The organism is Singulisphaera chitinilytica, assembly GCF_049331405.1.
Classification (GTDB): Bacteria; Planctomycetota; Planctomycetia; order Isosphaerales; family Isosphaeraceae; genus PoT.
In genome coordinates, this window is the sequence record NZ_CP186274.1 from 2,020,250 (window position 1) to 2,038,396 (window position 18,147).

The 18,147-nt window shown below is 63.9% G+C and carries 13 protein-coding genes; 2 read left to right on the forward strand and 11 right to left on the reverse strand.

Annotated elements, in window-relative coordinates:
• The first annotated feature begins 88 nt into the window (after nt 1-88).
• Entirely contained in the window at nt 89-1,444 is a 1,356-nt protein-coding gene (locus ACOYYX_RS08250; RefSeq protein WP_422929451.1) for a cytochrome P450, read from the forward strand.
• A gap of 44 nt (nt 1,445-1,488) precedes the next feature.
• On the opposite strand, the gene ACOYYX_RS08255 is transcribed toward ACOYYX_RS08250, so the two are convergent.
• The 6 genes from ACOYYX_RS08255 to ACOYYX_RS08280 form a co-directional block, all read right to left on the reverse strand.
• Entirely contained in the window at nt 1,489-3,090 is a 1,602-nt protein-coding gene (locus tag ACOYYX_RS08255) for an LA2681 family HEPN domain-containing protein (RefSeq protein WP_422929452.1), read from the reverse strand.
• Nucleotides 3,091-3,233: 143 nt separating this feature from the next.
• Nucleotides 3,234-4,304, reverse strand: coding sequence for a PA0069 family radical SAM protein (locus ACOYYX_RS08260; RefSeq protein ID WP_422929453.1), 1,071 nt, complete (start codon nt 4,302-4,304; stop codon nt 3,234-3,236).
• Nucleotides 4,305-4,363: 59 nt separating this feature from the next.
• On the reverse strand, nt 4,364-4,792 hold the full coding sequence (locus ACOYYX_RS08265) for a hypothetical protein (protein ID WP_422929454.1): 429 nt from the start codon (nt 4,790-4,792) through the stop codon (nt 4,364-4,366).
• A 168-nt stretch (nt 4,793-4,960) separates the two neighbouring features.
• On the reverse strand, nt 4,961-6,124 hold the full coding sequence (locus tag ACOYYX_RS08270) for a DNA polymerase Y family protein (protein WP_422929455.1): 1,164 nt from the start codon (nt 6,122-6,124) through the stop codon (nt 4,961-4,963).
• Nucleotides 6,125-6,497: 373 nt separating this feature from the next.
• A complete protein-coding gene (locus tag ACOYYX_RS08275; RefSeq protein WP_422929456.1) occupies nt 6,498-6,959 on the reverse strand; it encodes a hypothetical protein in 462 nt (153 codons plus the stop codon).
• A gap of 23 nt (nt 6,960-6,982) precedes the next feature.
• Nucleotides 6,983-8,752, reverse strand: a complete 1,770-nt coding sequence (locus ACOYYX_RS08280) for a glycosyltransferase family 4 protein (protein ID WP_422929457.1) — start codon at nt 8,750-8,752, stop codon at nt 6,983-6,985.
• Between the two features lie 738 nt (nt 8,753-9,490).
• On the opposite strand from ACOYYX_RS08280, the gene ACOYYX_RS08285 reads away from it, so the two are divergent.
• Complete coding sequence (locus tag ACOYYX_RS08285; RefSeq protein ID WP_422929458.1) at nt 9,491-11,740, forward strand: hypothetical protein; 2,250 nt, start codon at nt 9,491-9,493, stop codon at nt 11,738-11,740.
• A 112-nt stretch (nt 11,741-11,852) separates the two neighbouring features.
• Here the strand turns inward: ACOYYX_RS08285 and ACOYYX_RS08290 are convergent, their stop codons facing one another.
• From ACOYYX_RS08290 to ACOYYX_RS08310, 5 genes are all read right to left on the reverse strand, one after another.
• Complete coding sequence (locus ACOYYX_RS08290; protein ID WP_422929459.1) at nt 11,853-14,135, reverse strand: glycosyltransferase; 2,283 nt, start codon at nt 14,133-14,135, stop codon at nt 11,853-11,855.
• Between the two features lie 143 nt (nt 14,136-14,278).
• Complete coding sequence (locus ACOYYX_RS08295) at nt 14,279-14,617, reverse strand: hypothetical protein (RefSeq protein WP_422929460.1); 339 nt, start codon at nt 14,615-14,617, stop codon at nt 14,279-14,281.
• Between the two features lie 211 nt (nt 14,618-14,828).
• Nucleotides 14,829-15,239 carry a hypothetical protein gene (locus ACOYYX_RS08300; protein ID WP_422929461.1) on the reverse strand — a complete coding sequence of 137 codons (411 nt, stop codon included), beginning with the start codon at nt 15,237-15,239 and terminating at the stop codon, nt 14,829-14,831.
• Nucleotides 15,240-15,404: 165 nt separating this feature from the next.
• On the reverse strand, nt 15,405-17,204 hold the full coding sequence (locus ACOYYX_RS08305) for a sigma-70 family RNA polymerase sigma factor (protein WP_422929462.1): 1,800 nt from the start codon (nt 17,202-17,204) through the stop codon (nt 15,405-15,407).
• 411 nt (nt 17,205-17,615) lie between these two features.
• Nucleotides 17,616-18,056: a hypothetical protein gene (locus ACOYYX_RS08310; RefSeq protein WP_422929463.1), complete on the reverse strand. Its 441-nt coding sequence runs from the start codon at nt 18,054-18,056 to the stop codon at nt 17,616-17,618.
• Nucleotides 18,057-18,147: the final 91 nt, after the last annotated feature.

Consider the following 18,147-nt stretch of genomic DNA (forward strand, 5'->3'; position numbering starts at 1 on the left):
TCCCGGCTCCTCGTCACTATCATGGAGGCAGTAGTGGTACGCGCCCGCCGCCGAGGATGGTCGCGGTTCATCCGAAAGGGATTGGCCCATGGCAGTGACGACGACCGAGCCGTTGAAGAAGTCGCCCCCCGGCCCCAAAGGGCACTGGTTCTTCGGGAGCGGGCGCGAGTTCCAGCGCGATCGGCTCGGGTTCCTGGAGGAATGCTCCCGGACCTACGGCGACGTGGTCTCGTTCCGCCTCGCCCACCACCCGATCATCGTGGTGAACCACCCGGACCAGATCGAGGAGGTGCTCGTCACCAACAACAAGCACTACATCAAGCACTTCGCCCTGCGGATGACCAAGTCCACGCTGGGCAACGGCCTCCTGACGAGCGAGGGGGAATTCTGGCGGCGACAGCGACGGCTCTCGCAGCCGGCCTTCCACCGCGAGCGGATCGCCGCGTCGGCCGACATGATGGTCGCCTTCACCGAGCGGATGCTCGAGGGCTGGCGCGACGGCCAGACCCGCGACATCCAGAACGACATGATGCAGGTGACCTTGCAGATCGTCGCCAAGGCCCTCTTCGACGCCGACGTCTCGGGCGAGTCGGCCGACGCGAGCGAGGCCATGGAGTTCGTCCTGCGCTGCTTCACCGCGAGGGTCGGCAAGATCATCCGTCTGCCGGAATTCATCCCGACCCCCGTCAATATCCGGCTCCGACGCGCGATCAAGAGTCTCGACTCGATCATCTTCCGGGTCATCGAGGAGCGCCGCGCGAGCGGAGCCGACCGCGGCGACCTGCTCTCGATGCTCCTCCAGGCCCACGACGAGGACGACGGCGGCGGCATGACCGACCGCCAGCTCCGCGACGAGCTGATGACCCTCTTCATGGCCGGCCACGAGACGACGGCCAACACCCTCGGCTGGGCCCTCTACCTCATCTCCCTCCACCCCGAGGTCGAGTCCCGCCTCCACGCCGAGCTCGACTCCGTCCTCGGCGACCGGCTCCCGACGCTCTCGGATTTACCGAAGCTTCCCTACACCGAGAATGTCATCAGCGAAACGTTACGCCTCTACCCGACCGTCTGGCTCCTCGGCCGCGAGGCGATCGTCCCCACCGAGGTCGGCGGCTACCCCGTCCCCGTCGGCACGACGATCTACATGAGCCAGTGGGTCCTCCACCGCGACCCCCGCTTCTTCGACGACCCCTTGAGCTATCGCCCCGAGCGCTGGGAGAACCAGTTGTCGAAGCGCATCCCCCGCTACGCCTACTTCCCCTTCGGCGGCGGCCCGAGGATCTGCATCGGCAACACCTTCGCCCTGATGGAATCCGCCCTGATCCTCGCCACCATCGCCCGCCGCTTCCGCCTGAGTTTATCCCCCGGCGCCAAGATCACCCCCCTCCCCACCATGACCCTCCGCGCCGACGGGGGCATCCCGATGGTGGTCGAGGCCAGGTGATGAGAATCAACCTTTGCGAGAGCCTCATCGCTGTTCATGTGCTGTCAATCGCCGATTATCATACCAGGCTTATCGTCGTCATCAATATAACACATTTTCGTTTCAAACACTTCTTTGTGATACCTTTTTTCTTTTCGTTTGCGCATTTCTTCAATAAAAACAGCATAAGCGAGGTAGATTAGAGCTGACCGCGCCAACTTCATGACGCGCACTGAGCGAGCGATCAATACTTGGCGCCCAATTGCAAAGTAGGCTCCATCCGGTAGTGTTGTCGGTGGGTTTCGATAGAATTCCAGTTCAGGCCATTTGTCATCGTGAATGGCCAGGAATTTATGTTCGGCGTGGTTCCGTGTAACGTCGAGCTCACGGGCATCCGGCTCCGTTGCGTCCTGGAATTCCGCACCGCTGTTGTGTAGATCCTTTGCCATCCAATACAAACCACGGAGTGCCCAATTGTTAGAACCCTCGATTTGGAGCTTCAGTGGCTTTTGGGCGTTTTCTGATTGATACCAGAAACGACGGAAGCTGATGTTGCGTGCTGGAATACCGAGCGAAAGATAATAATTAAGAAAGAATACCATCTTATCGAAAAGTGAATAGGCAGAGCGCAAAGCAAGTTTGATCTTCTCTCCAGCCAACCCAAAAATCGGGTAATCTTCTGTGTCGGCGAGAGAGACTCTGGAATCGGAGAAGTGCGGGCAACGCTGCGTAACTCCCTCGAAAAGAAGGTAGCGAGCAGAGACAAACTCTTGTTTGATTTGATTGAAAAAGCTCTCGAAGTATGGCCCTATGCCTAAGGAAACGGTGATTTGGGGTAGGTACAGTACATCAGCAGCAGCTGTAGTCACCGAACCGAGATCATTTAGCGGATTCAAGAATAGCCGATGGACCAATGCCCATTGCCTATATTCTCGTTCGGCATCACTACTTCCAAGATCAATTGAATCGAGATCGGCTAATTTTTCCTTCGTGGCCGTGTTCCTCTGGATCAATGCCTGGACATAGGTCTGAAAATTCTCGAACGAATTTCCTTCTAACTGCAATTGAAGCGCAGTCTGCAAACTATCTTCAGCTGCCTTTGAAAATGCGATGGTAGCACAAAGTCCAGGTGGATGTGGAATATGTGGAAGAACCTGAGAGTAATGGGTTAGGGCTATACCTCGATTTCCCCATGCCATACCAAATTTTGGTTCGATAGCCAATGCAAGGTCGAAGCATTCTATCGCTTCGCTAAATCGCCCAACGTGGTCGAGTAGGTTTCCTAAGTTGGTTAGGATCTGACAACGCCTGATAGGGTTGAGTTTCTCAAACCCTTCGCTATTCTTCGCGCGCCGTAGGCTTATTAACTCCTTTTCTTGGCATAAGGTCACCGGGCCAGCCCAGTGGAATGAAACAGATACCTCCTTCGCCCGTACCCTGGCCATAGCGTCCCAAGCGTTTGCTTCAAAGTAATACAGAGTAGCTGTTTTAACTGGATCCGAAATCCTTGCGAGGGTTGCGGTACACCACTCCATAGCAATTAGAAGTCCTTTCTCATTCGACATCTTGGCCGCTAAATCGATCAGCTTGCCAGTAAGCTCAATCGCTTGAGTATCATCAAGAGCGGTCAAATCGGTGGAGAGAATGGCAATGAGTTCTTCTGACATAACTGTCACTCCTCACTATTCGCCAATTTCCTTTGGCAACCAAAACAATCGTTTTCACCCCACATACGCCTTATGAGCTTTTTCGGTTCGTATCCGATTTCCAGCGAACCGACGCTCACAGCCTTGATGGACGTTCGTCTAAACTAATCAAACAGCTTCATCTGGTTCTCTCCTGGGCGGCGGAAGGCGTCGGCGGTCATGGAGGGGCGGTCGCCTTTGAGGCCGGCTTTGCGGCAGCCGGCGAGGAAGATTTGCTGGATCATCGAGGCGAACTGGCCCTGGCCTCGCATCCGGGAGCCGAAGCGGGGGTCGTTGAGCTTGCCGCCGCGGATCTCGCGGATCCGGTGCAGGACCTTTTCCTTGCGGTCGGGGGCGTGGCGGTCGAGCCAGTCTTCGAAAAGCGGGGCGACGGCCAGGGGGAGGCGGATCAGGGTATAGCTGGCGAACCTCGCGCCGGCCTGGACGGCGGATTCCAGGATCGCGGGGATCTCGTGGTCGTTCAGGCCGGGGATGATGGGGGCGGTCAGGACGCCGACGGGGACCCTGGCCGCGGCGAGGGCCTCGATCGCCGCGAGGCGGAGGGCAGGGGGGGACGTCCTCGGCTCGAGCTTCCTCGCGAAGGCGGGGTCGAGCGTCGTCACCGAGATGTAAACCGTCGCGGCCCGATGCTCGGCCAGTTCGGCCAGGACGTCGGCGTCGCGAGCGACGAGCCTGTTCTTGGTGACGATCCCCACCGGGTTGCGGAATTCGGCGAGGACCTCCAGGCAGCGTCGCGTCAGCCGCAGCTTGCGCTCGATCGGCTGATAGGCGTCGGTCACGCCGCTGATCGCCAGGGTTTTGGGCACCCACTTCGGCGAGGACAGGGCCGCGCGGAGAAGTTCGGGGGCCTCCTCCTTGACGAGGATCTTGGTTTCGAAGTCGAGGCCTGCCGATAACCCCAGATACTCGTGGGTCGGGCGGGCGTAGCAATAGATGCAGCCGTGTTCACATCCGCGATAGGGGTTGATGCTGGCGTCGAAACCGATGTCGGGGCTGTCGTTGGTGGCGATGATCGAGCGGGTCGAGTCGCGGATGAACTGTGTCCGCGGCGAGGGGGTCTCGTCGTCGTACGGATCGATCGAGTCCGGGTCGATCTCGTGCCAGGTCGATTCGAACCGATTGGGCGGGTTGTCGGCCGCGCCCCGGCCCTTGATGCTCTCCGGCTTGTGGCTCATCGTTGATCCTTCGCCTGGCGCTTCGTGTCGACGGACGGCGGGCGGCCCTCCGGCTCGACTCAGATTTGCTGGTTGATCAGCATGGGCATGCGCGGCGAGCGCGTCATGACCTGGTAGTAGTGGGTCGACGGCATGCAGACCACATACACGACGGCCTTACCGTGCTCGTCGGGTACGAGCAGGCCGCGGATCCCCTGGTGGATCCGGAACCAGACCGCCCGGTCGAGAACCAGCGTGGCCGGGATCTCCACCTCGACCGCGTCCGTGTTGCGCCAGATGCCCTCGTCGATCGACGATCGCCAGGTCCAGCCCGTGCGGGGCAGGAACCGGCTCTGGCCCCGGCCGTTCCCCCAGCGCACGAGTTGGATCCGGCCGTCGCGCAAGACCGGCAGCCTCGGCCGACGATCCCGGTAGAGGAACCGGAACTCCCGCTCGCCCCCTCGCTCATGGACGATGCGATCCAGCCCGTAGTGCCCGATCAAATCCATGGGCAACTCGCTCCATGCCAGCGCTATTCCAACACACATGGGTCTCCGGACGTGGTCCCCCGCCGGTCTCGTTCCGAGAACGATGAATATTCGTATCTTCGATTTTTCACAATTTTATTTATTTAAAATTCGATTTAACAGATATTATAATCCATTCTGCACTTGCGTTTAGAAGCAGAACTTGCCGCGGATGTCGCCGATGTCGTAGTCGCTGGCCGTGTCGTGGTAGATGTCGTTGATCGGCAAGGTGGCCGCGCTGCGGAGGATGAACCGGCCGTGGCGGGCGTTGACCTCGCGCTTGAGCCGCGAGAGGACCTTGCCACGCTCGTCGGGCGGGTCGAACAAGCCGAGCGGCGCGTGATGGGCCGGGGTCAGGTCGGCGGCGACGAGGTGCATATGTGTGGCGGTCGAGTGGGGCCTCCAGGCCCGGTCCAGGCAGGGGCCGAGGGCCTCCAGCAGGGTGTCGAACCGGTCGCTGGGGACGGCCAGGTTCGCATAGGACGACCCCGGCTGGCCGTCCCTGTAGCTCAGGAAGACGGTCACCTTGCCGGCGAGGACGCCATAATACTCGAGCTCCTCGACGAGCCGCTCGAGGTTGCGGACGAGCCAGGCGTGGAGGGTCTCCGGGTCGGTCGCGCTCCCACCGAGGCTCCCGCCCCTGGAGAGCATCTTGTGGGCCGGGCGCCGGGGCTGGATCGGCTCGACGGGGTCGCCGTTGAGCTCCCACCAGAGTTTCTCGCCGGTGGCCGTCAGCAGCTCGCGGATCAACCTCCGGTCGGCGCGGGCGAAGTCGAGGCAGGTCTGGATCCCCCACGCGGTCAGCTTCGCCGCGCGTCGGCCGGCGATCCCCGAGACCTCGGTGACCGGCAGGCTCGCCAGGAGCGTCTCCTCCCCCTCAGTGTCCATGACCACCTTCACGCCCGAGCGCTCGGTCGAGTCCGAGATCAGCTTGGCCAGGGCCCTCGTGCGCGCGATCCCGACCCGGACGGGGATCTCGGCCTCCTCGCGGATCCGGTCGCGGATCGACTCGGCCAGGGCTTCGAACGTCTGCCCGGGCCGGGGCGCCGCCAGGAAGAAGAACTCGTCGATCGAGTAGTACTCGACCCGGGGGGACAGCTCCCGGGTGATGTCGAGCATCCTCCGGCTCACGGCCTCGTACCAGTGGAAGTCTCGCTTGACGTAGATCCCTTCCGGGCATTTGACGACCGCCTCCCAGATCGGCTCGCCGGTCTTCACCCCCGCCGCCTTCATCTCGTAGCTCTTGGCGATGACGCAGGCCCCTTGATTGCCCAGCACCCCCACCGGCTTGCCTCGCAGAAACGGATCACGCACGCGTTCCGCCGACACATAGAAACACTCGGCGTCGAGATGTCCAACCGCTGTTGGTCCGTTCCTCATGAACGGAAATATAGAATGAACGAAAAAACAGGTCAAGGAAAAACCGGACCGCGATGGAAATTCGCGGAGGGTGGGCCTGGAGGCGTGCTCCGATTTTGACGATTGCGACGGATTTGCCTTCAAAGCGTGAGAGATGAGCCCGGGAGGTTTCCGACGATTGGAATAAGGGAAAGTGCGGCGGAGTGTAATTAGCGAGGGGGGGGCGATTGTAATAGCGAGGTGCGTGATGGAGTCCGTCCGGATCCGAGCTTCGGATGTCACGAGAGGCGGATGGCTTCCGCCGAGGAGGCCGGCCCGGCCGGGGCCGTCAGCTCTTTCCCGAGCGGAAGGGGCCGGTGGGGTCGCTGATGCGGAGGTGGCCGGCGATCGGCAGGGTCTCGGGCGCGGAGGGTTCGCGGGCCGGGGAGCGGTCGTCGAGGCGCCAGGTCAGCTCCTCGTAGCGGAGCTGGAGCCGCATCAGGTCGCGCAGGACGCTGTTGAGCATCGGGTTCATCTCGCGGATCAGGTCGCAGTCGTGCTGAATGGCCCGGATCGCGCGGATGGCCTCGGCCTGGTCGGCGAAGTCCTTGAGGGCGCCGGGGCTGCTGCTGATCTCGAGGAAGCGGTCCATCTTCTCGTTGAGCTGGTGCAACTCGGCGCGGGTCGGCTCGAGCGCGAGCTGGAAGACGTGGTTGACCCGGGCGTCGAACCGTCGGATCAGGGCGCGACGGAGCGGGGCCGAGAGTCGGGCGAAGGGGCGCAGGGCGAGTTTCAGCAGGCCGGCGATCAAGGGTCACCTCCACTTCGGATTCTTCAAGAGGCCCGGAGTAACCTGGCGTAGACGGCCTCGGCGTCGATGGCCGTCGCGGCTTCGCCCGGCGCTCTCGGCGACGCGACGAGGTGGATCGGCGCGGCCCGGTCGCTGTGGTTGTAGGTGTTAAGGTTGCTATAGAGCCATTCGGAGTGGCAGGCGATCCCCCGCGCAAGATGCACGAGCTGGATCAGGTCGAACTCGAGCCGGGGCTCGAGGTCCTCGGCCGAGTCCTGGCCTTGCACGAAGTCTCGCCAGCTCGCGATGCCAGGGTTGGTGAACGCCACGACGCCGGGGAACCGGCGCAGGTCGTCGAGGAGCGTCGTCAGGTCGTGCAGCGAGTCGACCATGTAGAGCAGGCTGGGGTTCCCGACGATGGGGCCGATCCTCGCCATGACCTTCTTGTCGTGCCAGGAATGCTGCATCGGGCAAGGGGGGAGCTCGGCCGCACGCTCGGCGTCGAAGAAGACGACCGGATCCCACGACTCGCAGAGCTGCTGGAAGAGCGCGGACGAGCGGGGGTCGAACCCGTCGCGGGCGGGAGACGGGTACGGGACGATCCCCCTCGGCGTGCGACCGACGGGAGCGGACTCGACCTCGGAGGCGGCCTCGACGGCGTCCCTGAGCCGACGCGCGGACGATTCCCAGGTGAACCGCGAGGCCTGCTCGAGGGCCGCCTTGCGCAGCTCGGCGAGCCGATCCGGATCGCGGAGGAGGCTCGTCACCTTTTCGGCCCAGTCGGCCGGGTCGCCCGTCTTCGCGAGCAGGCCGGCGGAGCCGACGACCTCGGGCTGCGACGAGTTGTCGGCGGCGACGACCGCCGCGCCGCAGCGCATCGCCTCGAGGATCGGGAGGCCGAAGCCTTCGTAAAACGACGGGCAGAGGAAGAGCTCGGCCCTTCGATAGAAGGCAAGGACAGCCTCGTCGCTCGCGGGGCCGGTCAGCACCACGCTCCCTTCCAGGCCGTAGTGCTCGATGCGCCCGCGCAACTGTTCGAGGTACCAGGCGTTATTCTGGCAGGTGAGCACGAGCTGATGCTTGCGCCTGAGGTCCGCCGGCAGGAGCGCGAAGACGTCGATGAGGCCGATGGTGTTCTTGCGCCAGTCGACGTTGCCCAGGTAATACAGGAACGGCTTCGTGATCCGGTGTCGGGCGAGCACGAGGTCGTCGTCCTCGGCCTCGTGAGAACCGGGAGCGGGCGGGCGGAAAAGCTCCGGGTCGGTCGCGGCCTGGATGTTGGCGATCCTGCGCTCGGGGACCGAGAAGATCCGCCGCGTGTCGCGCGACGTGGCCTCGGAGATGGCCAGCAAGAGGTCGTAAGTCTGGAGCCGACGGAGGTCGCGGAAGTACTCGTGCGAGACCCGCGGGTCGGCGAGATAGTGCCGGGGGAAGAGCGAGGGGATGAAGTCGTAGACGACCGACGCAAGCCGAGGGCCGTGCGGGACCGGCTCGGGGATCGCGAACCCTCGACGCTCGACGACCGGGTTCAGCTCGAGCAACCAGTCGAGCCCGTGGGGGTTGCGCTGGACGAGTTGCTGGAGCGTGCCGTCGACGTGGTCGTCAGGGTCGGGCTCGACCGCGACCCACTCCACGAACCGGGTGTCCTGGCTCTCGTCCCAGTCCAGGAGCAAGTCGGCGCGATAGTAGAAGACGAAATCCCAGCCCCTGGTCTCGTGCAACAAGGCGAGGAGCAGCGACTTCGCGTAGCGTCCGATCCCGCGCCCACGGCAGCTCGGCGCCTGGATGGCGTGCAGGTCGACTCCCAGCCGCATGATCGAAGACCCCTTGTTGACGTCCTTGCCGAGGGGAGCCCCACTCTGACCCTTGGCTCGCGGATTCCAGAAGGGTTTATCAGAAATCGCGGATCCCGAGAAGGCCGGTGCCGGTGGGGCCTGGCGGGTTGGTGCTGCGAGTTCGAATGCCGACGTCGGCCCCGGGCACGAGCGGGCTCAACGGCCCCGCGTGTCAGACTCGGTCCGACGCGGATTTTCGGCTGGCGACCTCTCGGGCTTCAATCGCGTGCGCAAATCAAGCTCGATCGGGAAGGTCACTGCTCGCAGCCTTGGCCGCCCAGTTGACTCGAGACCCATTTCACGACCAATATGATTAGGCTTCATGGCCGTGTGCAATTCATGACGTCCATATGAATCTTCAATTCAGAATATGATACCGGCCGGTCGAGCCGGCTTCGGATCGATCCCGGGCGCGACGATGTTGTCGAGAGGCCATAACCGTCCGAAAAGCCCGCGGACATCCCCGCGCATCGGTCTCGCCTATGCTAAACTGTAATGGTTTCGCTGCCTTTGTTGGATTTGGTGGAAATTTCGGTTTGTTGGCCTCTCTTTTGCAATGATTTCCCCCACAAAGGACGCGTGCGAGACTTCGTCACGGTCGACTCTTCCGCGAGATGTTTCTGCCATCAAGAAGATACACCTTCATCCTTGATCGCCACCGGTGCGCGCCTAGCCGGCCGCGACCCCGGCCCGGGGTCGTCGGGAGGTACCACGCCCATGATTTTCCTGAAGAAATCCGCCTCGAATCGACATCGAAGGACGAGGCCGCTGGCCCCATCGCTGGGCGATGGACGACGCCTGACATTCGAGGGGCTGGAAGACCGAGCCCTGATGGCCGTCCTGTACGTGGCTCCTTCGGGATCGGACTCGGGTCCTGGCTCGATCGCGAGCCCGTTCAAGAACATTCAGGAGGCCGTCACGGCGGCGAACTCGGGGGACCAGATCCGGGTGGCGTCGGGGGTCTACACGTATAGCTCGACCGCGGACAAGTTCGGGCCTCGGGGTCAGCAGAGCTACTCGGGGGTCCTGGGCACGACCGCGGTGATCGCGATGTTCGGCAAGCAGATCAGCATCCTGGGCGGGTATTCCACGAATAACTGGGACGTGGCCGATCCCAAGGACAATCCGACGGTCATCGATGGGCAAGGGAGGTATCGCGGGATCTTCGCGCTGGGGACGAGTTCCCTGACGAGCATGAACCTCGACGGCTTCATCATCCAGAACTGCGTGGCGACCGGCATCCCCAAGCGCGGGGGGCTCGACGCGACGTACGGGTTCGGCGGGGGGATCTTCGTCGACATGGGAGACCCCTCGGCGCAGAACCAGGTGGCCCCCTGGGCGTTCAGCAACCTCGTCTTCATCAACAACATCGCCATCGGCAGCCCGTCGGGAGCCTCCGAGGGGGCGAGGGGTGCGGGCGGGGCCATCGCCCTGCGGCACGTCGCCGGCAGCTTCTTCAATAACGACGTCTTCGTCGGCAACCAGGCGATCGGGGCGAACGGGTCGGTGGTCGGCGGCAACGCGCTCGGCGGCGCGGTCTTCGTCGACAACTCGAACGTGCTCGCGTCCAAGCTGATTTTCGCCAACAACGTCGCGAACGCCGGCGACGGCGCGGGGTCGGGCTCGCTGAATGGCGTGACGGCCGACGCGCTCGGCGGGGCCCTGTCGGCGATCAGCGACAGCGCGGTGGCACTCTTCGACACGACCGCGTACAACAACCTCGCCCTGGCGGGCAACGCCGCCAACACGGCCAACAGCCAGGGGGGCAGCGGCTACGGCGGCGCCTTCTACGGCGAGGGGGCCGACGTGATCCTGAGCTTCACGGGCTCGTACATCAATAACAACCAGGCCTGGGGCGGCAACGGCGGCACCGGCGGGATGGGCGCGGGCGGGGCCATCGAGACCAACAGTGCGGCCTTCCTGATGCGGCAGTCGTACGTCGTCGGCAACGCCGCGGCCACGGGCAGCTCGACCACGAACGGCTCGGCCGGCGGCGGAGGCGGCGGCGGGATCTACCTGACCCGATACACGGGGAGTGCCATCAGCAACGTGACGAACTCGGTCATCGCGGGCAACACGGTGGTCGTGGGCGCCGGCGGCAACGCCAACCTCGGCGGCGGCGGCGGCGGGATCTGGGTCCAGGGAGTCCCGCTCGTCCTGAACCAGGACACGATCGGCAACAACAGCATCGACCCCAGGCTTGAGTTCGGCCAGGCGTTGATCGCGGTCGACTACGGCGTGCCGACCCCTTCGGTCGTCAACATCATCGATAGCATCATCTCCGATGAAAACGGCAGCCGGGGCGGGGCCATTGAGGTCTTGCAAGGCTCCAGCCAGGTGAACCTGAGCCGGGTCCTCTCCTGGAACAACAAGAGCCTCACCGGCGTCACGCGGAACGGCGTCAACGGGCTCAACACCGTGATCACGGCGAACCCGTCGAGCACCACGCCGAGCATCTTCCAGGCGCCTTACGCACCCAATTACAACTATCACCTCGTCACCACCACGCCCAATCCGGCCATCAACGGGGCGAGGGGATCGTCGAACACGGTCGACATCGACGACAACCCGCGCGACGGCGTGCCCGATCTCGGTGCCGCCGAGGCGACCATCCCCAACGTCGAGTTCTCCGGCTCGTTGGTCGTCAGGGCGGGGGCTCCCTCCGTGATCAACCTCGTCCGCCACGGCGACCTGACGAGCGCGGCGAGCGTGCTCGTCTCGCTCGCGGCCGGCGGGACGGCGCGATCGGGTGTGGACTTCGCCCCCTTCGGCAATGGCAACATCGCCACCGTGGATTTCGCCGCCAACGCCGCGACAGCCACCCTGGTGATCCCCACCATCCTCAACAGCTCGTTCGGCTCGTTCCGGACCCTGAACCTCATCCTGAGCGTGCTCCCCAATGGCGGGAGCAAGGCCAGGATCGGCGTGACGAGCGGGATCACCGTGACGATGGTCAACAACAGTTGACTGTTGTACTGACGTAATCCCCTTGGCTAATGCCATGCAACAAGGGCCTGCCGCTTCAGGCGAAGCGGCAGGCCCTTGTATCGTTCACGTTTTGATTGGAGCGAACCGAAGCTCAGGCCGCTCTCGAACTATCCTTCGCGGGTGCATCGGTGGCGGCGGGCTCGGCGAAACGCGTGCCTTGCCAGCGGGCGATGACTTCGCGGTAGAAGAGTTCCGAGCGCCTCGCGAACTCATCGACGGTGAAGTGGGCGAGGAAACGCTCGCGGCCGCTGACTCCCATCCGGGAGCGGAGGACCGGGCTGCCGCCGAGAGTCGTGATGGCTCTGCCGAGCTCGACGGAATCGCCGGGCGTGACGAGCAGGCCCGTGTCGCCGTCGAGGACGATCTCGGGGATGCCGCCGGTCTTCGTGCCGATGACCGGCTTGCCCAGCCGCATGGCCTCGAGGAAGACGATGCCGAAGGACTCGTAGAGCGAAGGGGCGACGAAGATGTCGCATTGCTCGATCAACGACGTCTTCATCCCGTCCGAGACGCGACCCAGGAACCGGACTCGCTTCGAGAGCTCGGGGCCCCAGAGTTCCTTGAGGGTCTCGACGTACGTCTTGCCGGCCCGGCCCTTGTGCCCGTCGGAGTCGCTGTTGTCGGAGCCGGCGAGCCAGAGGACGAGGCCGGCATCCCGCTGAGCCGCCTGGGCGAAGGCCCGGCCTAATTCCAGGATCCCCTTGCGCGCCTCGAGCCGGCCGACGTAGAGCATCCTCACGCAATGCGGGTCGAGGGGCTCGAGCGGCTCGCGGGGAAGCTCGTCGGCGTCGGGGAGGCCGATCGGGATGACGGTGGACTGCCTCGCGTGGTTGTCGAGCTTGGCGTCGTAGACATCCTCGATGGTCTTCGCGATCGCCCGGCTGATGGCGATGACGCCCGACGCGTAGCTCAACTCGAGCCGTTCGGCCGCGATCCCGCCGACCATGCCGGCGTCGAGCGGCAGGCCGGAGATCTGGCGGATGACCTCCGATGGGGTCTCGAGCCTTACAACCAACGGGGCGAACCCACTCACGCCGACCGCTGCCCCTTCGCCGTTCCAGAGGGGAGCCTCGACCACATCGAATTGCATCTGATCCTGCACGGAACGCAGCCAGCGCAGGACCGAGAGGGAGAAGGGCTTGTCGGAGTCGTGCGGGATGCCGACGACCTGATAGTCGCTCGGCTTCGTGTTCCCGGGGCCATAGCCGCCGCGAAGCACCACGACCTCGTGACCCTGCCGCGCCAGGCCTTCCGCGAGATACTCGGTGTAAACGGCGATCCCACCAGGAGAGGAGCCGCCGAACTCGCCGCAGATCAGGGCGATTTTGAGGCCTCGGCCTTCGGTGGAGGCGGGAGCCTGCCAGGTCGGCATAGACCGGAGGTTGAGGAATTCTCGCGTCGGTGCGGCCTGGAGCGGGGCCTGCTCGATCTTGCCGCTGCGATAACGCCAGCCGAGCCGGAGGCCCTTGGAGTAGCCATCGAGCCACTGCTTGAGGAACCGGGCGGCGTCCCAGGGCTTGATCTTGAAGGTCAGGGTCCAGATGACGAACCACTTCCAGTAGGCCACGAGCGAGCGGAAGACGCGTGCCGACGTGTAGAGGTACGACGTCTTTGTATGCTTGATGGCAAAATACGTGTAACTGCGGAGGATATTGAAATAACTGATGTCGTAGCCGTTCTTGCGGAAATGGCTCGACGCGGGGAAGTGGTCGACGTAGGCCCTGGGGTGATGCACGATCCGATAGCCGGCGCGGATCATCCGGACGCAGAGGTCGGTCTCTTCGTGCTGGTAGATGAAGTTGGCGTCGAACCCGCCTATCGCCTCGATGGCGGTGCGGCGGAAGGCCATGTTGCAGCCGTGGAGCCGGTTGAACCAGGGGCCTTCGGGCGAGTTCTGGTCGCCGGGCTCGAGGCGGACGTGGTTGTGCGCATCCCCCGTCTCGCTGACGATCGCGTTGCGGTTCTGCATCAGAGGCGCGGGCTGGGCGTTCGCGTGGATCGTCGAGCCGCCGACCCCGCCGCAGGAGGGCCCCTCGCGCTCGAAGGCCTCGACCAGCTCGTGGAGCCAGAGGTAGCTCGGTTCGGCGTCGTCGTCGATGAACGCGAGGATCTCGCCCGAGGCCATGCCGATGCCGACGTTGCGCGAATACGCAAGGTTCAGCTCGGGGATGTGCCGGACCTTGACGTCGGCCAGGCCGTCGGCGAACTCCTTCATGTCGGCCGGGCAGGGGCCCAGGACGAGGACGAGTTCGAGGGGCCGATACGACTGGTCACGGAGCCGCTGGAAGAGCCGCTGGACGTAGGGTGCCGGGCGATTGGCCGTGCTGACGATGACCGAGACCAGGGGGCGTTGTCCGTGCGGATCGGTCGGCATGGTCGGGGGCTTCCTCACGCGTCGTTCGTTGGGGCGATTCCTGTCCGGGCGGAACGGGGCGTCCGCCCGACGCACCTGCCCTTTTATTGAGGGTCGGTCCGCCTCTGGCATTGGGTCGAAGGAGGGGCTGGTCTGCCTCGGGCTCAGTCGGATTCCGAGCGACGGGCCTCGGCCTCACGCCTCAGCTCCGCGAGCGAGAACTCGACCCGGCCGAGGACCTCGGCGAGCAGGAGGTTGTAGCGGATCTGCGGGCGGAAGAAGGGCTGCCCCAGCCTGGCGATCAGGCGCTTGACCCGGCTCAATCGGCCGGTCTGCACCCGTTCCCAGTAGTCCCCTTGCTCCCGAAGGACGCGCACCAGATCACCCACGGAACCGGCCAGGGAATAGGCCGACTGCTCATGGTCCCATGCGCGGGTCTGTTGGTCGAGCTTGACGGCCGCATCGTGCGTGGTCGTCAAATGCCCTCTCTCGAGGGAAATCATCCGCCGGCCTCCCTGCCAGTAGGACGAAGGTACGAGTACTCGGGCCGACACTTTAACGGTCGGTCGGATGCTGTCAACCCGATCCGGACTTGTGAGCGGGTCGAGAGTTCGGGCATCGTCGCCCATTGCCCCCGGCTTTCGGGGAGTTTCTTCCCCTCGGTTTCAGGCTGTGTGCATTCGTTCTTGGCAAATCTCAAAGGGGGCCGCGTGGTCAGGGATAGGTCTTCGGGAGGCCGGTGAGCTTCAGCTTCGAGTCTTGAATCGGGCCGGGGATCGGCTGTCGCCAGGCCGTGAGGATCCGCTCCTCGCCGCGAGCCAGGCGGAAGGCCTCGGTGTAGAGGATCTCCTCGCCGCGATACATGGTGAGCCGGTGGTCCCCGGCGGGCAGGTCGAAGGCGATGGGAGTATCCGTGACGTCCGCGAGGTACGAGACCTTGCCGTCGAGGTTCAGCGCGACGCCCGGCTCGGTCACGTGGATCAGCACGTTGCCGGTCTGCGGCCCGACGTGGGCCACGACCCACCAGAGCCAGAGGATCGCGACCATGGAGCCGATGGCCCCGCCCGTGAGCTTGCTCAGGACGATCCTGACGCCGAACGAGCCGAAGGATGAGCGCAGCAACATAGCTTGACCTCAAGCAAAATGAGGGACGGACGTTCCCCGCTCCCGCCGAGCCGAGGGCATGGCGGAGTTCACTCGCGACGATTTCTTGGCAGGCTGGGTTGTCGCCCTAACACGGCGACGACCCTGCGGATCAGCCTGGTTTTGCCCTCGTTCCCGCCGGGCCCTTCATCGCGGCCCGGTGAAGATCAGGTCTCCCAGGAGTTCGGCGTTGGCCCCCTTGAATCCTCCCCCGCAAGGAGCCCAGCAGGTGTAGCTCGGGAGCAGGTCGTCGTCCGGGGGCGTTCGCCTCGGCTGGAGATCGGGGAGGTTCTGGTCGAGGACGGCGACGTCGAACCCGATCCTCGTTCCCGGTTCCAGCTTCGTGGGCTCGTCGGGGTACCGGTCGAACGCCTGGATGGCCCACTCATAGGTGATGACGCCGTCGGCACGGGTCCATGCCATGGCGGTCCTCGTCTTGTGGATATCCCCGTAGAAGAGGGCAGGGTTGTCGTTTTCCCCTTTGTAGCCATAGACCGAGCCGAGGTCGGGGATGCCGCCGTATTGCATGGCCGGCATCGTCGCCGCCTGGAGGTCGAAGAACCCGTCCTTCCCCAGCACGAGGGGAACATGCCTCATGGTGCGGGGACCGTCCAGGAAGACCTCGACGGCGTCGGTACACCAGGGGTCGGTGTGACCGACGACCGGGATCTCGTCGCGCACGACCACGGCGAGGTAGATCCGCTGATCGTCGGGGTTGTACCCAACGTTGAAATAGGCGGTCTGCTCGCTCCCGAGCTTGTCGAAGGCGATCGCCTGGTTCCTGCCCCCCTGGCCGTTGGATTGGGTGATGGGGTATCGGGTCATCCCCTTCGGCCAGTCGTCGAGCTTGCCGTCGAGGACGATACGGTTCATCGGTGCCGCGAAGGCCGTCGGCTCGCGGTCCTGATCCACCGGCGGAGGCGAGGGAATCGACGTGGGGGCCTGGACCGTCGCATTTGCGAATGTCGAGGCCTCAGGGATCGATTTCAGGAGCCTTGTCGGTCGCTCACCGTTGTCGCGTCGATCTCGCTCCTGGTTCGCGTGAGTGGGGAGATTCTGGGCGACCTTCGCGGCAGAGGTCCCGACGATCCCGATCCCGCAGGCAATCGCGGCCACTTTGAACCAGGTGGCGTACGTGAGGACTCGCACGGTCCCATCGACGAGGGCGGCGACCGTCGCCGAGGCCGCTCCAGTTCCGGCCTTGCCCGAGGCGGCGAGCAGTGCGGATCGCGTCGTCGCATTCAACAGGGCGGGGGGCACGACCGCCGCCGACGCCCCCCTGGCCGTCTCTCCCGCCGCGATCGCCCCGGCCGAGAACGCCACGCCTCGACGCATGAGGCGGGTCCGCAGTTGCTCGCGGGCCCGGGAGAGCCGGCCCCGGAGAGTCCCCGAGGGCCAGCCGAGCAGCACCGCGGCCTGGTCTTGCGAGAGCCCTTCAAGATAGCAGAGGACGATGGCCGCGCGATGCTTTTCAGGCAGTCCTCGGATCTCCTCGTCCAGCGCCAGGGGGTCGGCGAGGAGCCCGAGGTCGAGGCGGCCGAGGTCGTCTCCCTGCGACTCCTTCACCATCGCCGCGACCCGGCGCTCGTGGGACTTCCGCCTCGCCGCATCTTCCCTCGCCTTGAGGGCGACCCGGTGGGCCACGCCGTGCAGCCAGCTTGCGACCGAAGACCGGTTCCTCACTGTTTGAGCCTTCCGTACCAGGACCAGGAACGTCGCCTGGAAGGCATCCTGGGCGTCGTGTTCGTCGTTCAGGACGTTGCGACAGACGCGCAGGACCATAGGCCCGTGTCGCCCCACCAGCGCCGTGAAGGCTGCCTCGGCGGCCGCCCCTTCGCCGCAACGGAACTGGTCCAGTAAGTGCCCGTCGGTCTCGGGGGCCGTCCCCCCGAGGTCGAAGAGCGTCCGCAGGTCCTGAACCACGCTATTCGACGGTCTCAACCCCATGCCTTCACCCCTCTCGCCTCGTCATCCGAAAGGTAGTGCCCCGGCCCTGTCAATTTGCTACGAATTTTTTCGATTTCTCCCACAACCGTCAGATTTGAACTGTGATGAGAGGCATTACATGGGGTGATGGTTCAGATCGAAATCGTCGCAAGTTATTTGGAATTCAAGGGAAAAGAGGGTCCGTTGCGACATTGCAGGATGCCCGAGGTCGGATCCCGCGATGAAATCATCCTCCAAGCGATGGGCGGCTCGGTCAGATCTCAGTCGAACGCCGGAACATCGAGGTGGAGAGAGGGCCCGGAACGCCAGCATCGCTCGCGCGACTCGTGAATCAAGAGAGATGACAGATAGCCTTGCCACGGATCAATGTTTCGAATCGAAGTTCCGTCAGTATGAAACGGCCGCAGGGTGCTAGACGTGGTCTAACAGCTCTTGATATCCAGGATATTCATTCTTCCAATCGCCATAGGAGCCGGTAATACCGCATTCCGGACAGCGGCAACCGATGTAAATCCATCGCACATCTTCGATATCTTCATGCAATGCAACTCCTACCGTGATCTCGAAGACTCTCCCACCACAGAGGCAATCACACTCTCCAAGTGTGGCTTCCTCCAGGTATTCCTCGCTGTCGCCGACGGGGTGTTCGTGGCCGCAGGCGGGGCAAGTCCTGACCGCGGCGCCCTCGTCGTCATCCAGGCTCAGCTTGAATAGCTTCCCGCCGCAGACGCAAGTGGCATCTTTGAAGTGGGTAGCCGGGTAGCCATTCTTCGTGCTGTACCCGACGAGAACGTCGCGGATCTCGGGTTGAGAATCCGCGTACCAAAACCTCCCCTTCTTCCTGACAGTCATCGCGGGGCTCCAATGACTCGTTTCGCCAGTTTACAAGCGTAGGAAAAGAACAAGGGGTTTGAACCGGCGGAAACCGGGTCAAACCCCTTGA

What these genes read in the sequence shown, in the direction of transcription:
- ACOYYX_RS08260 (WP_422929453.1), bottom strand. Translation starts at nt 4,304, where the DNA reads ATGAGCCACAAGCCGGAGAGCATCAAGGGCCGGGGCGCGGCCGACAAC.
- ACOYYX_RS08285 (WP_422929458.1), top strand. Translation starts at nt 9,491, where the DNA reads ATGATTTTCCTGAAGAAATCCGCCTCGAATCGACATCGAAGGACGAGG.
- ACOYYX_RS08250 (WP_422929451.1), top strand. Translation starts at nt 89, where the DNA reads ATGGCAGTGACGACGACCGAGCCGTTGAAGAAGTCGCCCCCCGGCCCC.
- ACOYYX_RS08310 (WP_422929463.1), bottom strand. Translation starts at nt 18,056, where the DNA reads ATGACTGTCAGGAAGAAGGGGAGGTTTTGGTACGCGGATTCTCAACCC.
- ACOYYX_RS08305 (WP_422929462.1), bottom strand. Translation starts at nt 17,204, where the DNA reads ATGGGGTTGAGACCGTCGAATAGCGTGGTTCAGGACCTGCGGACGCTC.
- ACOYYX_RS08265 (WP_422929454.1), bottom strand. Translation starts at nt 4,792, where the DNA reads ATGGATTTGATCGGGCACTACGGGCTGGATCGCATCGTCCATGAGCGA.
- ACOYYX_RS08300 (WP_422929461.1), bottom strand. Translation starts at nt 15,239, where the DNA reads ATGTTGCTGCGCTCATCCTTCGGCTCGTTCGGCGTCAGGATCGTCCTG.
- ACOYYX_RS08290 (WP_422929459.1), bottom strand. Translation starts at nt 14,135, where the DNA reads ATGCCGACCGATCCGCACGGACAACGCCCCCTGGTCTCGGTCATCGTC.
- ACOYYX_RS08280 (WP_422929457.1), bottom strand. Translation starts at nt 8,752, where the DNA reads ATGCGGCTGGGAGTCGACCTGCACGCCATCCAGGCGCCGAGCTGCCGT.
- ACOYYX_RS08255 (WP_422929452.1), bottom strand. Translation starts at nt 3,090, where the DNA reads ATGTCAGAAGAACTCATTGCCATTCTCTCCACCGATTTGACCGCTCTT.
- ACOYYX_RS08295 (WP_422929460.1), bottom strand. Translation starts at nt 14,617, where the DNA reads ATGATTTCCCTCGAGAGAGGGCATTTGACGACCACGCACGATGCGGCC.